Source organism: Luteimonas saliphila (genome assembly GCF_016774335.1).
GTDB classification, from domain to species: Bacteria; Pseudomonadota; Gammaproteobacteria; order Xanthomonadales; family Xanthomonadaceae; genus Luteimonas; species Luteimonas saliphila.
On record NZ_JAETWA010000048.1, the window covers coordinates 165,527 to 181,179 of the forward strand.

Annotated in this window: 9 protein-coding genes; 4 read left to right on the forward strand and 5 right to left on the reverse strand. The window is 69.8% G+C overall.

Annotated elements, in window-relative coordinates:
* Positions 1 to 219: 219 nt before the first annotated feature.
* The 4 genes from JMO03_RS20765 to JMO03_RS20780 all read left to right on the forward strand — a co-directional run bounded on the left by JMO03_RS20765 (position 220) and on the right by JMO03_RS20780 (position 7,263).
* Positions 220 to 2,244: a YjhG/YagF family D-xylonate dehydratase gene (locus JMO03_RS20765; RefSeq protein WP_202845662.1), complete on the forward strand. Its 2,025-nt coding sequence runs from the start codon at positions 220 to 222 to the stop codon at positions 2,242 to 2,244.
* Positions 2,245 to 2,493: 249 nt separating this feature from the next.
* Positions 2,494 to 3,801 (forward strand): GntT/GntP/DsdX family permease, encoded by a 1,308-nt coding sequence (locus tag JMO03_RS20770; RefSeq protein ID WP_202845663.1) that lies wholly within the window; start codon positions 2,494 to 2,496, stop codon positions 3,799 to 3,801.
* Between the two features lie 185 nt (positions 3,802 to 3,986).
* A complete protein-coding gene (locus JMO03_RS20775) occupies positions 3,987 to 6,074 on the forward strand; it encodes a TonB-dependent receptor (protein WP_202845664.1) in 2,088 nt (695 codons plus the stop codon).
* A gap of 7 nt (positions 6,075 to 6,081) precedes the next feature.
* Positions 6,082 to 7,263, forward strand: a complete 1,182-nt coding sequence (locus JMO03_RS20780; RefSeq protein ID WP_337926460.1) for a PepSY-associated TM helix domain-containing protein — start codon at positions 6,082 to 6,084, stop codon at positions 7,261 to 7,263.
* Positions 7,264 to 7,489: 226 nt separating this feature from the next.
* Here JMO03_RS20780 and JMO03_RS20785 read toward each other — a convergent pair whose 3' ends face one another.
* From JMO03_RS20785 to JMO03_RS20805, 5 genes are all read right to left on the reverse strand, one after another.
* Positions 7,490 to 7,783: a hypothetical protein gene (locus JMO03_RS20785; protein ID WP_202845666.1), complete on the reverse strand. Its 294-nt coding sequence runs from the start codon at positions 7,781 to 7,783 to the stop codon at positions 7,490 to 7,492.
* An 844-nt stretch (positions 7,784 to 8,627) separates the two neighbouring features.
* Positions 8,628 to 9,782 carry a glycoside hydrolase family 88 protein gene (locus JMO03_RS20790; protein ID WP_202845667.1) on the reverse strand — a complete coding sequence of 385 codons (1,155 nt, stop codon included), beginning with the start codon at positions 9,780 to 9,782 and terminating at the stop codon, positions 8,628 to 8,630.
* 128 nt (positions 9,783 to 9,910) lie between these two features.
* A complete protein-coding gene (locus JMO03_RS20795; RefSeq protein WP_202845668.1) occupies positions 9,911 to 11,059 on the reverse strand; it encodes an endo-1,4-beta-xylanase in 1,149 nt (382 codons plus the stop codon).
* A gap of 194 nt (positions 11,060 to 11,253) precedes the next feature.
* Positions 11,254 to 12,678 carry a glucuronate isomerase gene (gene uxaC / locus JMO03_RS20800; RefSeq protein ID WP_202845669.1) on the reverse strand — a complete coding sequence of 475 codons (1,425 nt, stop codon included), beginning with the start codon at positions 12,676 to 12,678 and terminating at the stop codon, positions 11,254 to 11,256.
* A gap of 82 nt (positions 12,679 to 12,760) precedes the next feature.
* The gene (locus JMO03_RS20805) at positions 12,761 to 15,631 is read right to left on the reverse strand and encodes a glycosyl hydrolase 115 family protein (RefSeq protein ID WP_202845670.1); all 2,871 of its coding nucleotides are present in this window, start codon (positions 15,629 to 15,631) and stop codon (positions 12,761 to 12,763) included.
* Positions 15,632 to 15,653 lie beyond the last annotated feature (22 nt).

Consider the following 15,653-nt stretch of genomic DNA (forward strand, 5'->3'; position numbering starts at 1 on the left):
CTCGCGTGCGGGGGAGGGCCGGGGCGGGGCCACGGTATGTCGCGTGCGCTTGCACCCCCTCGCCGAAGCCCGCGCTTCGCACGAGTGGCGTGCGGCAACGATCGTCCATGATGGCTGTCCGGGCGCTGCGCGACGCGAACCGCGAATGGTGACCGCGTTCCTGCCGGTGGCACTCGGAGATTGCCGGCACGCTGCGCACGAGGCGGCAAGGAGCGCGCCATGACGTCTTCCGTTTTCGATCTCGATACCCTGCTCGGCGACGGCGCGTCGATCGCGCAGTCGCGCACCAGCGGCGAAGGACCGTCCGGCAGCCTGCCGATCGATGCCGACACGCTGCGCGATTCGCCCAGCGGACACCTGTTCGGCATGACCCAGAACGCCGGCATGGGTTGGCGCGCGTCGGAAGTGGCGCGCGATCCGTACCTGATCGTCAGCACCCAGGGCGGACTGCGCGCGGAGGATGGCCGGCCGGTCGCGCTCGGCCTGCACACCGGACACTGGGAAATCGATCGCATGGTGCGCGCCGCGGCCGAGGCCTTCGCCGCGCACGAGGGGCTGCCGTTCTCGGTGATGTGTTCCGATCCCTGCGACGGCCGCACGCAGGGCACTACCGGCATGTTCGACAGCCTGCCCTACCGCAACGACGCGGCGGTGGTGATGCGGCGGCTGATCCGCTCGCTCCCCACGCGCCGCGGCGTGCTGGGCGTGGCCACCTGCGACAAGGGCCTGCCGGCGACGATGCTGGCGCTGGCCGGTTGCGCGGACCTGCCTGGCGTGGTCGTGCCCGGTGGCGTCACCCTGCCTGCGCGCGGCGCCGAGGACACCGCGATGGTGCAGACCATCGGCGCGCGCTTCTCGCACGGCCTGATCGACCTGGAGCACGCCGCGGCGATGGGCTGCCGCGCCTGCGGTTCGGTCGGCGGCGGCTGCCAGTTCCTCGGCACCGCGGCCACCTCGCAGGTGATCGCCGAAGCGCTCGGCATCGCGCTGCCGCACAGCGCGCTGGCGCCTTCGGGCGAACCGGTGTGGCTCGACATCGCGCGGCGCTCCGCGCTGGCGCTGGTGCAGCTGGCGGGGCAGGGCACGCCGCTGTCGGCGATCCTCACGCGGCAGGCGGTGGAGAACGCGCTGGTGGTGCACGCCGCGTTCGGTGGCTCGACCAACCTGCTGCTGCACGTGCCGGCGATCGCGCACGCGGCTGGTGTGGAACGCCCGACCGTGGACGACTGGATCCGTGCCAACCGCGCCACGCCGCGGCTGGTCGACGCGCTGCCCAACGGCCCGCGCCACCATCCGACCGTGCAGGTGTTCACGGCCGGCGGCGTGCCGGAGGTGATGCTGCACCTGCGCGCGATGGGCCTGCTGCACCTCGATGTGCTGACGGTCACCGGGCGATCGCTCGGCGACAACCTCGACTGGTGGGAACGCAGCGATGCCCGGCGGATCGCGCGCGAGCGCTTGCGCGAACTCGACGGCGTGGATCCCGCACACGTGATCATGGGGCCGGACGCCGCGCGCGCGGCGGGCATGTCCAGCGCGCTGGTGTTCCCGCGCGGCAATCTCGCGCCGGACGGTTCGGTGATCAAGGCCACCGCGATCGATCCCTCCGTGGTCGACGACGACGGCGTCTACCGCCATACCGGCCGCGCACGCGTGTTCGCCAGCGAACGCGACGCGATCCGTGCGATCAAGTCCAGGGGCGAGGACGCGGTGCGCGCCGGCGACATCGTCGTGCTCGCCGGCTGCGGCCCGGCGGGCACCGGCATGGAGGAGACCTATCAGCTCACCTCCGCGCTCAAGCACCTGCCGTGGGGCAAGCATGTGGCGGTGATCACCGATGCACGCTTCTCGGGCGTGTCGACGGGTGCCTGTATCGGGCACGTTGGCCCAGAGGCGTTGGCCGGGGGACCGATCGGGAAGCTGCGCGACGGCGACATGATCCGCATCGAAATCGACCGCACGCGCCTGGAAGGCCGCCTGGATTTCATCGGCCCCGATACCGCTGCGCCGCTCGCCCCGGCCGCGGCAGCGGCGCTGCTCGCCGCGCGCGAACTGCATCCGGCGATCGCCGCGCATCCGCGCCTGCCCGCCGATACCCGACTGTGGGCTGCGTTGCAGGACGCGAGTGGCGGCACCTGGGGCGGCTGCGTGTACGACGTGGGCGCCATCATCGAAGCATTGCGCGCCGGACGCGAGGTGCTGGCGAAGGAACGCGGCGGCGCTGCATGCGACGGGGACTCATGAATGACGAGATTTCTCGCTTCGCTCGAAATGACAACCACATGTTGTCGTCACGAACAACTCAGGGTCAGTTCCCGGCGGTTTCCACGATGTCATCCCGAACGATGTGAGGGAGTGCTCCCCGCAGCGTCCACGCTGTCATTACGAACGAAGTGAGGGATCTGCTTTGCCCCTGAGCCCAGCGAGTCGCCCACCGCTCCAGATGATGGCAACCACCCAGGATCCACCCAGTCGCCGGGGAGGGCGCACCGCATGACCATGTTCCTGATCATCGCCGCGGCGATCGCGCTGCAGATCTTCCTGACCGCGCGCAAGCTCAGCCCGTTCCTGTCGCTGCTGATCGTCGCGATCCCGATGGGCCTGCTGCTGGGCATGTCGCCGCAGAACCTGCTCAAGACCATCGACGCCGGCGTCGGCAGCACGCTCGCGGGGCTGGCGCTGGTGATCGTGCTCGGCGCGATCCTCGGCAAGGTGCTGGAGGAGAGCGGCGCAGCGGAGAAGATCGCCACCACGCTCATCGCGCGCTTCGGCGAGAAGAACATCCAGTGGGCGCTGCTGCTCACCGGCTTCCTGGTCGGCATCCCGCTGTACTTCAACGCCGGCTTCATCATCCTGGTGCCGCTGATCTTCTCGCTGGCGCGCAAGACCGGGCTGCCGATCCTGTACCTCGCCATCCCCACCGTCGCCTCGCTCAGCACCACCCACTGCTTCCTGCCGCCGCACCCGGGGCCGGTGGTGCTGGTGAACGCGTTCGGCGCCGACATGGGGCTGACCCTGATCTACGGCATCGCGATGGCGATCCCGGCGGTGATCGTCGCCGGACCCATCCTCGGCAGGCGCCTGCAGGTGATCAATCCGCCGATGCTGGACCTGTTCACGTCCAGCACGCAGCACAAGGAATTGCCGGGCGCGTGGAGCTCGTTCCTGATCGCGCTCTCGCCGGTGATCCTGATCAGCGTGTCGGTGCTGGCCGACGCGCTGCTGCCCGAGGGCCTCGCGCGCACGGGGCTGCTGTTCCTCGGCAATCCCACCGTCGCCCTGCTGCTGGCGACGCTGGTCGCGTTCTGGTGGCTCGGCCATCGCCGTGGCGTCGGCCTGGAGACGCAGACGAAGTGGCTCAATGCCGCCATCGCCAGCATCGCCGTGATCCTGCTGATCATCACCGCCGGCGGCGTGTTCAAACAGGTGCTGGTCGACAGCGGCGTCGGCGCGCAGATCGCTGCGCTGAGCGAAAGCTGGCAGATGCCGCCGCTGATCTTCGCCTGGCTGGCCACGGCCATCCTGCGGGTGATGATCGGCTCGGCCACGGTCGCGGTGATCACCGCCGCCGGCGTCGTCGGCCCGTTGATCGCCACCACTGGCGCCTCGCCCGAACTGATGGTGTTGGCGGTCGGCGCAGGCAGCGTGTTCGGCTCGCACGTCAACGATTCGGCGTTCTGGATGTTCAAGGAATTCTTCAATCTTTCGATGAAGCAGACCTTCGCCTCGTGGACGGTGATGGAGACGACGATCTCGATCGTCGGACTGGCGGGGGTGCTGCTGCTGGAGATGATCCTTTGATGCTGTAGTTGCGTTGGATTCGGATCCGCGATGCCGCGGGCTGTTGGCAATGGCTGGCAAGCATGATGCCCATCCCAGTGGGTGCCAAACTCGCCGGCCGCCCCACGAGCCGGTTGCAACCATTCTTGTTTGACAATCGTTCTCATTAGCATTCAGAATCGGCGCCCTCGATTCAGGGGAGCCGCATGTCCACCACGTCCTTGCCCGCGCGCCAGGCGCGCCGTCCGTCTGCCGTCCGCCAGCTCGCGGCCGCGATCACCCTGGCCATGCCCGCGATGGCATCCGCCCAGGATATGGCCGCGCCCGCCTCCGATCCGGTGGCGCTCGACCAGATCGTCGTCGTCGGCGCGATGACCGACGAGGTGCTCGACCGCGAGGACATCGAGCTCACCCAAGCCGGCGACCTGGCCGACCTGTTCCGCGCCATCCCGTCGGTGCAGGTAGGCGGTGGCGTCGGGCTGGCGCAGAAGATCTACGTGCGCGGGCTGGAGGATTCGCTGCTCAACGTCACCGTCGATGGCGCGCCGCAACGCGGCACCCTGTTCCACCACGTGGGCCGGGTCTCGATCGAGCCGGAACTGCTGGAAACGGTCGACGTGCAGGCCGGCCCGGGCGAGGCGACCTCGGGCTTCGGCGCGATCGGCGGCGCGATCCGCTTCCGCACCCGCAACCCGGTCGACCTGCTGCAGCCCGGCCGCGATGCCGGTGCGCTGCTCAAGGCCGGCTGGTTCAGCAATGCCGGCCACAAGGCCAGCGCCACCGCGTTCGGGCGGCTGTCGGGCGATATCGGCATCCTCGCCTCGTTCGTGCGAGTGGACCGCGACGATTACGAGGACGGTGACGGCACCACCCTGCGTGGCACCGGCGCCGACCAGCGCCTGGGCTTCGTCAAGATCGGCGGCGAGTTCGGCGACGGCCACCGTATCGCCGCCAGCTACGAGGTGCGCCGCGAGGAAGGCGACTTCGGCGCGCGCCCCAATTGGCCGGTGCTAGAAGGCGAGCCGCTGTTCCCGGTGGAGGGCGAACGTCGCACCGCGGTGCTGAACTATGGCGTTGCCGTCAGCGACGCCTTCGAACTCGAGGCGACGGGCTACCGCACCGAATCCAGCATCGTGCAGGACCGCTTTGACCGCTGGGGCCGCTATGGTGCCGACATCGAAACGTACGGCTTCGACCTGCGCGGCCGCTGGCGCGCCGGCGCCCATCGCATCACCGCCGGCGTGGAGCGCCGCGACGACAGCGTGTCCAGCCAGTACCTCGCCGACGCCGCCACCTGGCAACCCTGGGCCTGGGATCCGGCGATCGGCCGGTTCGAGGAGCAGGGCCGCCTGCTCGGCGTCTACGTGCAGGACCAGTGGCAGGTGAGCGAACCACTGCTGCTGAGCTTCGGCGCGCGCTACGACGACTACGACCTCGATCTCACCACCTACGGCGGCGGCACCGGCAGCGATGGCCTGAGCCTCAACGCCGGTGGCAGCTATCGCCTGACGCCGGAGCTCACCCTCAACGCAGGGTATGCCGAGGCCTTCCGCGGCAAGGAGATCGGCGATGCGTTCACGCTCGAGCAGCGACCGGGTCGCCTCACACTGTCGCCGACGCTCCGGCCGGAACAGGTGGACAACACCGAAATCGGCCTGGCCTGGGCGCGCGACGGCGTCAGCGCCTCCGCCGTGGTCTATCGCATGACCATCGACGACGTGGTGCTCGACCAGCTCTACAACGGCCCGCCGCCGCAGGGCGGGGTGTACTACGAAAACGTCGGCACGTTCCGCTCGGAGGGCGTGGAACTGCGCGCAGGCATCATTCGCGGCGCGTTCTCGGCCAATGCCTACTACAACCGCTACGACTCGCGCCTCGACGACCGCCGGATCGAGGGCTACGAACACATCGCGCTCGGCAACTCCATGGGCGACAACTGGAACCTGATGCTGGGCTATCGCCCGGACGACCGCTTCGGCCTGCAACTGGGCGTGACCCACGTGCAGGCGCTGGAGGACGTCGAGGTGCTGTTCCGCGACGTCGAGCTCGGGTACCTGCCCGACACGCAGTTCGTCGACAAGCCCGGCTACACCGTGGTCGACCTGTTCGCGCGCTGGCAGCCGCTGGCGACCGACCGCTTCGAACTGTTCGCCGGCGTCTACAACCTGTTCGACCGCGCCTACCGCGCCCACGCCAGCGTCGCCGACTACACCGCGATCCCCGACTACGAACTCGTCGCCGGGCTCAACGAGCCCGGGCGCAATGTCCGGCTTGGCGCGACCCTGCGGTTCTGAGCCGCGCGTGGTCGCACGGGCACCCGGTGGCTGGCGCGTGCGCACGCGCCTGGCGTTGCTGGCCTGGCATCGCTGGTTCGGGCTGGGTGCGTCGCTGTGGTTGCTGCTGCTCGCGCTGACCGGCAGCGCCATCACCTTCTACGACGAGCTCGACACCTGGCTCAACCCGGACCTGCGCACGACCGGTGAGGTCGTCGCCACGCCGGACGCGACGGCACCGCGGGCACTGGCGATCGCGCGCGCGCAGGAGGCGGTGCCGGGTTTCGAGCCGTGGATCGTCGAACTCCCGCACGCTCCGGGCCGCACGCTGTGGATGCTGGGCCACCAGGAACGCGGCGGCGTCGAGCGCGACCTGCAGCTGTTCTCGCATCCGGCCGACGGTCGCGTGCTGGGCTGGCGCGAGCAGGGCCGGCTCGCGCTCGATCGCCGTCACGCGATGGACGTGCTGTACGGCCTGCACGTCGACCTGATGCTCGGCCCGGTGGCGACCTGGCTGTTCGGCCTGGTGTCGCTGCTGTGGTTGCTCGACCACCTGGCGGCGGCATGGCTGTCGCTGCCCAGGCTGGCCGCATGGCGCGACGCGTTCCGCTTGGCCGGACCTGCCGGCAGCGGCCGGCGTCGCCACGACCGGCACCGTGCGCCCGGCATGTGGCTGCTGGTGCTGACCTTCGTGATGTCGCTCACCGGCGTGACCCTGGCCTGGCCCGAGGCAAGCCGCGACGCGGTGGGCATGCTGTCTCCGGTGTCCGAACGGCTGGACTGGACCATGCCGCCTGCGACCGACACACCGCGTACGATCGACATCGACCAGGCCATTGCCCGAGTGCACGCGCAGCAGCCCGACGCACGCATCCACAGCGTGCGCATCCTGCCGCGCGTGGGCGCGTACGCGGTGCGCACCTTCGACCCGCGCGACGTCGACCAGCAGGGCCGCCTGTGGACCTACGTGGCGATGGACGACGGCCGCCTCCTCGGCCAGCGCCACGATCTCGGCGAAAGCGCCGGCGATGCCTTCTTCGTCTGGCAGTACGCCCTGCACTCGGGCCAGGCCTTCGGCCTGCCGGGCAGGGTTGCGGTGTTCGTGTCGGGCGTCGGTACGGCCCTGGTGTGCGTGACCGGGGTGTGGTTGTGGTGGCGTCGGCGGCGAGCTGGGCGGGGCCAGACCGCCGCGGAGCCAGTGCGGCCGTAGGGCAGGGCAATCGCAGGTGGCGGAGTGGGCGCGCGATCTTCGTGCTTGCCCGGCAATGTCGACTGGTTCCGCCGAAATATGCCGCCCAAGAACTCAAGTATGCGCCGGTCGGCCGCGAGAACGCGCCTATGGATCACGCTAGGTAATCCCCCCACAGATTAGCTGACGCCAGAAGTGGAATTTTCTCGTAGTCTTTCCCGAGGAGGTTCCATGAAGAAGTCCCGTCTCACCGCTCCGACACGCGCTCCACGATCCACGCCACGATCGCATCGAACCGCTCCAGATCGAGCGCGTGCCCGCGGTCCACGCGGAGCTCGGTGATGAAGTCGCCGGCGACCCTGGCCACGATCTGGTCGGCATCCCGCGAGTACTTGTCCTGGGTGCCCGACACGCCCATCGTCGGCCGGGGTCCGATGGCCGACAGCACGTCGTGCGTGTCGATCTGGCGTGCCAGCCCCGGCACGGCCTCGAACAGGGTGATCCCGGTACCCTCCCGGCGGCGCGTCTCGAAGCTGCACACGGCGCCGCTGATGCAGGCGAACCTGCAGCGTGCATCCAGCGCCGCGTAGTAGAGCGCGGTGTAGCCTCCGTAGGAGTGTCCCGCCGCCCACGCGTCGCTCGTCGATCCCGGTGGCCTGGAGCAACACGCCCAGGGCCCGCTGGGCGTCGTCCAGGCATTTGCGCATCAGCAGGTCGCCATCGAGTAGGCGGTAGCTCATGGCGTTGTAGTGCTGGAGCCAGTCGTAATGGTCCGGCTCCACGCCCTGCACCGCGCCGCGCCGATCCTCGAACGTGATGGCGTCGGGCGCCAGCACCGCGACGCCTCGACGGGCGAATGCCGGCCCGAACGCCTGGAACGCGTCGCCACGTCGCCGGCGACCTCGCTCTTGCCGAAGTGGAACTCGCCGTTGTGCTGGTGGAAGACCACCACGCCGCCGCGCGTGTCGCGCCCCCCTCGGCGTGAACAGGAACGCCGGGATGCGGTCGCCTTCGAGGCCGCGGTATTCGATCCGTTGCCGGTCGTACCCGTCCGCTTCGTGAACGTCGCCGCGCTGGAACTCCACCGGAACCGGGTCCGCAAGTCCGAGGCGCGCCCGGAGCATCGTGGGAAGGTCGCTCATCACCTGGTAGCCCGCCATCGGGAGGTCACGTGCGCCGCCGCGGGGAGACCCGACAATTCATTCAAGCCCCATCCGTCCACCAGCTCGTTCAAAGATCTCGCCGCGGTGGAACCGGGCCCCAGGCAGCGACGGCCAAGCATTCGTTCGAGCCGATGCCACTTCGTGGCGCTGCTCGATACCGGCGGCAGCGCTCGATCAATCCGGTCTGGCCTTTCGAAAGCCTGCGAAGTGGCTGCATGCCCGCTAGCGCAGCAGCGCCTCCGCTGTCCACAGCATCGGCGCCTGACCGTGTTCGTCGCCGGTCAGGCGGGGTCGCTGGAAGTAGTAGTCTTCCTCGTCGCCCGCGTAGTCCGGACCTCGGGGGTGCGAGCCGGGTCGATAGGCCCACATGCTGACGTCGCGCAGTTCGCCCGCGGGCGTGAGTCGCGCAACGAGCGCCAGCCAGGCGATGCGGGCGACCGGGCCGTAGGCGTCCGGGTCGAGCCAGCCATTGCGGACGCCGGTGACCAGCGCATAGGCGAACATCGCGCTGCCGGACGTTTCCGGCCAGTTGCGCGGGTCGTCCGAATCGATGACCTGGCGCCACAGTCCGGTACCGTCGCCCACTGTGATCTGGTGCGCGCGCAGGCCCTGCATCATGCGCCCGTAGCCGGCGTGGATGGCCGCATGCCGAGGATGGCCGGCGGGCAGTTCGCGCAGCAGTTCCGTCATTCCGGCCGCGACCCAGCCGTTGCCCCGGGCCCAGCGGTGGCGGAAGTCGGGATGGTGGACGAACAGGCCGTCGTCCTGCTGCAACGCATCGAGATAGTCGACCATGGTGTCGGCGGCCAGGTCGAGATGGGCGCGGTCGCCCGAGACGCGCCAGGCCTGCACCTGCAACGCGGTGACCATGTACATGTCGTCGATCGCGTAGCGGGCATGCGCGTCGATCCGCATGCGCTGGTGGTCGGCGATGCGCAGGCCGTCGCGACGGGCGCCCGGGTCGTTGGCGAGCCGGGCGATCGCGAGCGGGACGATGCCGAACACGTTCTCGTCCACATGCCCGGGGCCGGCGAGCAATGCCTCGTAGTCGTCGCGGTGGTCGGCGTAGCGGACGACGAGCGCCTGGAACCGGGCGCGGTCGTCCAGGGTCGCGGCGAGCACGAGCGCGCCGTACCAGGTACAGGCGATCTTGTAGTGACGCGGCTCCTCCGGCACGCGGGCCAGGAATCCGTCGACGATGCGCCGTCCGACTTCGTCCGGCGAGGCCGCGTACGGCCAGTCGCCGAGCCAGTCATCACCGCTGCGCGCGGCTGGCGGGTCGATTCCCTGCACCTCGGCTGCCCGGTGCGGCACGACGGCACAGGCGCCGAGCACGCACGCGAGCAACCCGCTGGCCAGCATGCGCGCCGGACTCATGCGACGTGCCGCCTGCCGGAGCCCGGATCGATCCAGATCACGTTGGCCGCGACCAGGCCTGCACCGACTCGATCAAGGCCATGCGCGTGAGCGACGGAAGTGGCAAGGGGAGGGCCTTGCAGGGAGGGTCAACGGCCGCCCGGCACCGCGAGCACCGCCTCCAGCGCCGGCTTCGGCTGGCCCTGGCGGTCGAACAGCAGGGTGTAGTTGGTGCGGTCCGGGATCGGGTAGCCGTTCTTCCACGACATGCCGTCCTCCACGCCCCACACGGCGACCCGGTGCAGCTTGTCGCGGCGGCCATGGAAGATGCGGAATAGCTCGGCGTAGCGATCGGCGAGCTGGCGCTGCACCTCGTCGGGCAGGCCGTCGCGATAGGGGTCGAGGAAGGCCTTGAACTCGGACAGCTGGAACTGCGGGTGCATCATGCCCTTGCCGATGATCTGGCCTTCCTTCGTCAGTGGGAGCACGTCGACGTCGAGTTCGGTGACCATCACCTTGACCCCGAGCGCGGCGTAGGCGTCGATCGCGGCCTCGATGTGGGCGGTGGATGGATAGTTGAGGCCCCAGTGGCCCTGGATGCCGATGCCGTCGATGCGGATTCCCGCGGCCTGCAGCATCCTCACCATGCGCACGATGCCGTCGCGCTTCTCCGGGCGCCAGGCGTTGAAGTCGTTGTAGTAGAGGGCCGCGTCGGGAGCGGCCTCGCTGGCGAAACGGAACGCGTCGCGCACCAGCGCGTCGCCGTCGCCGCCGTAGGCGCGGGTCCACTGCGTGTCGCGATACTTGCCGTCTTCACCCATCACTTCGTTGACCACGTCCCAGGCCTGGACCTTGCCCGCGTAGCGGCCGGCCACCACGTGGATGTACTCGCGCATGCGCTCGCGCATCGTGGCCGGATCGGCCGGCGCGCCGTCGTCGCCCTGGAAGAACCAGGCCGGCGTCTGGTTGTGCCAGACCAGTGTGTGGCCCACCAGGAACATTTCTTGTTTGCGGCCGAACTCGACGAAGGCGTCGGCGCCGGAAAAATCCCACTTGCCTGGCTCGGGATGCAGCACCTCGGCCTTCATCACGTTCTCGGCGGTGATGGAGTTGAAATGCAGGGGCACCAGCGCCTGCGCGCGCGCGTCGCGGCCCGAGACGATCTCGTCGTTGACCGCGGTGCCGATCAGGAAGGCGTCGGTGTAGGCGTCCTTGAGCGTCGCGGTCGGAGCGCTGGCGAAGGCACTGCCACAGGCGAACGCGAGGGCGACGACCAGGGCGGTGCGGTGGCGGGTCATGACGGGACTCCTCGATGTTCGTCGTCCGGCAGCCGCTGCGCGACCGCCGATGGCTCGATCCTGGGATGAAGGCATGCTGGCCGGGCAGGGGCCCGGAGCGCGCGATCGCATGCGTAAGGCGGCCACTCCTGGCACTCGGCGCGCGGTCGCGGCTGAAGCCGCTCCTACGGAGGCCGAAGAGGTTCTGCCGCGGCTCACAGGCGGTAGGCTTCCCTGGGCAGGCGATAGGCGAGGTCGATGGCGACCTCCGCGGCCTCGTCCTCGTCGATGCGGTGTTCGGCGACGAGCTTGGCCAGCACCGCGCAATCGATGCGGCGGGCCACGTCGTGGCGCGCGGGAATCGAGAGGAAGGCGCGGGTGTCGTCGTTGAAGCCGATGGTGTTGTAGAAGCCGGCGCTGGCGAGGGTCTGTTCGCGAAAGCGCCACATGCCCTCGGGCGCGTCGTGGAACCACCACGCGGGGCCGAGGAACAGGCACGGCCAGTGGCCGGCGAGCGGCGCGAGTTCGCGCGCGTAGGCGCTCTCGTCGAGCGTGAACAGGATCAGCCGGAACGCAGGCTCGTTGCCGAAGCGGTCGAGCAGCGGCTTGAGCGCGTGGACGTAGTCGGTGCGCATCGGGATGTCGGCACCCTTGTCGCGGCCGTAACGCTCGAACAGGGCGCGGTTGTGGTTGCGGAAGCAGCCGGGGTGGATCTGCATCACAAGGCCGTCGTCGAGGCTCATCGCCGCCATCTCGGTCAGCATCTGGCCGCGGAACGCCTCCGCATCCTGCGGCGTGAACTTGCCGGTGACGATCCGGGCGAACAGCGCACGCGCCTGCGCGGGCGGCAGGTCGGCGGTGGTACAACTCGGGTGGCCATGGTCGGTGGAGGTGGCGCCCATCGCGGCGAAGAACGCGCGGCGCTGGCGGTGCGCGCGCAGGTAGCCGTCCCAGTCGTAGACGTTCTCGCCGGTGATCTCGCCGAAGCGCTCCAAGGCCGACGGGAATTGTTCGTGCTCCGGATCGATCACCGGGTCCGGACGGTATGCGGTGAGGACCCGGCCGCGCCAGCCGCTGTCGCGGATCGCCCGGTGGTGGACGAGCGGATCGAGCGGCGACTCGGTGGTGGCGATGACCTCGATGTCGAAGCGTTCGAACAGCGCGCGCGGACGGTACGCGTCGGTCTGCAGCGCGTCGGTGATGGTGTCGTAGTAGTGGTCGGCGCTGTCGGCGCCCAGGCGCGTCCGCAGCCCGAACACCTCGTGGAAGACATGGTCGAGCCACATCGACGAAGGAGTCCCGCGGAACAGGTGCACGTTGCGCGCGAACAGGCGCCAGGCCTCGCGCGGATCGACCTCTGCACGCGAACCGTCCGCGCGCGGGATGCCCAAGGCATCGAGTCCGATGCCCTGGCTGTAGAGCATGCGGAAGATGTAGTGGTCCGGCACCAGCAGCAGCTCGGTGGCATTGGCGAACGGCGCGTCCCCCGCCCACCACGATGGATCGGTGTGGCCGTGCGGGCTGACGATCGGCAGCCCGCCCACCTGCGCATGCAGCCGACGCGCGATCTCGCGCTGCGTCGGATCGGACGGGAACAGGCGGTCGTCGTGCAGGACCAGGGGTTTGGCGGCGGGGTTCATGGGGTGGGACGGGTTCCGTGCTCGGTGGGGTGGATCGGGCGTACATCCTGACGCGCGGGGCAGGGGCGGGTGATGGACGGCATCAGCGTGTCTTGCTCCCGATCGGCCCCATCGTTCCGCGCGGGCGCGGATCGGTGACGACCTCGATTCGCTGGAACACGAGTCCCGGGTCCACGGGCCAGAGTCTGAGGGTGGAGGCACCTGCGGGCACCGCGTGGCGCGAACTGGCGATATGGGAATAATCGATCACCGTACGTTCCCACGCCTGGAAATCACGGTCGCCTGGGGTCGGATCCAGCCTCATCGTGACCACCTGAGGGGCTTCGTCGCCGATCGACACCGCGTAGCGCAGGCCACCGCGGTTGCGGATGTCCAGGGTCGGTGCCAGCACCACGCGCACTTCGACCTCGCCACCGGCATCGAGCACCAGCGGATACTCCAGCCGCGCGCCCTCGCCGCCGGACTCCAGGGCCGTGCCGACCGCCGGCCAGACGGTCATGCCCGACCGCGTGCGCCCGAGGTTGGGGATCTCCTGCCACTGCCCACCCGGCGGCGGCACGGCCCGGGCGTGCTGCGCCGCCTCGATCGCGACCACGCCGTCGCCCTCCACGAAGCCGCGCGCGCCACGATGCGCCGGCGGCTTGCGCACCGGCACCTGCACGTAGACCTCGGTGCGATCGCTGCCGCGGATGGCCACGACCGCCTCGTGTTCGCCTTCCGGCAGCTTCGACCAGTCGACCGACAGCGACAGCGGCTGCGCGTCGTCGACTTCGCCCTGCGCCGGCGCGACCTTCAGCCAGGGCTGCGACGACTTCGCGGTGAATTCAACGGGCTCGCGCCCGCCGTTGAAGACCACCACCGCGCGCGAGGGCGCGCCGACCGGATCGAGCAACGGCAGCCGCGGCGCGGTGGCCGGCTGCGGCCAGCGCCGCGCGTCGCCCTCGATCGCCACGCCGGTCACGCCGCGCGTGGGCACGTCCACGCGCGCCAGCGCCGGCAGGATGTTGCGCTCGGGCTGCTGCCAGTGGGTGTAGCCGATGCGCACCTGCGACATCATGTGGATCCACTTGCCGCCGGCGATCTCGCGTTCGTACACGCGCTGCAGCTGTGCATCGCGCTCGAACAGCCGCTTCGCCTCGTCGGCCCAGCGGTTCGCCGATGCGCGGCCCTGCGCCGCGTACAGCCGGTTGCGCGCAACCGCCACGTACAGCCGGTTGAGATTGGCGCTGGCCAACGCCGGATACTCGACCAGTTGCACGAACGCATCGCGGTGGCTGGCGGGCAGGCGCTTCGCAAGCGCAAGGGTGCGCGCTTCGAGCGCGTCCCAGTCGCCGATCACGCGATCGGCTTCACCATCGTGCAGCAGGCTCCACGTATCCGCATCGAGCAGCTCCGGCTTGCGCCGCGCGTTGTACTGCGTGTACCGGGTGACGATCTCGCCGATCTCGCGCGCATGTGCGGCTCCGAACTGCTCGGCCGCCCATGCCGCCGGGTAACCGGAGATCCATGCCAGGTCGGCAGCGTCCGGATCCCAGGCCTGGTCGAGGAAGGCGCTGATCGGCAGTTCCATCGGCTTGATGTCGCCGACGTTGACGATCCACAGCCGATCCACGCCGTGCGCCCACGCGAGGCGCATCTGCTCCCAGGCGCGCTCGACCTGGGTGGTGTTGAGCCACTTGTAGTTGCGCGGGCCGCCGACGTAGTCGAAGTGGTAGTAGACGCCGTAGCCGCCGGGTCGCTGCGAGCCGGGATCGGGCAGGCGGCGGATATTGCCCCAGTTGTCGTCGGCGAACAGCAGGGTCACGTCGTCGGGCACGCGCATGCCCTGGTCGAAGTAGTCCTGCACTTCCTTGTACAGCGCCCACACCTGCGGTGTCTCCTCGGCGGGCTTTCCGGTGACTTCGGCGATGATCCGGCGCTGGTCGGCGACGATGCGCTCAAGCAGGGCGGTGGCGGTGCCTTCGGTCATCGCCTCGTCGCCATCGCCACGCATGCCCAGCGTGACCACGGCCTCGCGACCCTGCAGGCGCTCGATGCCGCCGCGCCAGAACTGCTGCAGCGTCTCCGCGTTGCGGGTGTAGTCCCACGGTCCCTTGCCGTAGCGCGACCATTCGTCGTGCGCGCGCATCATCGGCTCGTGATGGCTGGTGGCGATCACCACGCCGTACGCGTCGGCCAGCTCGGCGTTGCGCGGATCGTCGTCGTAGAACGCGCGCGGCTGCCACATCGCCGGCCACAGGTAATTGGCCTTGTGCCGCAGGATCAGCTGGTACACGCGCTCGTAGAAGCGGTGGTTGGTGCCGCCGAAGGTTTCGCGGCTCCATCCGCCGAGCGCGGGTTCCTCGTCGTTGATGAAGATGCCGCGGTACTTCACCTTCGGCGCATCGACGAGACGGCCAGGTGCGACATGCAGCGTGGCGCGCCTCGGCGGCGGCACGTCCGCCCACCAGGTCCAGGGCGAAACGCCGATGCGGCGCGAGAGTTCGTACAGCCCGAACGCGGTGCCGCGGCGGTCGGCACCGACCACCAGCAGCGCGCGCTCGATGCCGGGCTCGGGCGCGTCGACCACCTGCAGCAGGTGGCCTTCCCAGACGCCGGCCACGCCAGCGGTATCGATGCCGCGCTCGCGCACGATGCGGTCGATGCGCGCGCTGCGGCCGAGGGTGCCGGCGATGATCGCGGTGCGCGTTGCGCCCGCGGGTGCGGTGCCGCCGGACACTGCCGCCAGATCCCCGCGCAGCGCGTCGGCGGCGCGGTGCACGGCGGTGAAGTCGGCCTCATCGACCAGGACCGGGACCGGCGTGCCGCGCTCGATCAGAGCCAGCGCACCCCGGCCCGGCGCTTCGCACACGGCTGCGGGCGCGCGGCAGTCAGGCGCGGCCAGCGTGGCGCCGGGGGCGGCAGCGAGCAGTGGGACCAGCGCAGCGATCAGGAGGAAGGATGGGACTCTCATGCAGCAGTTGTCCTCATGGAAG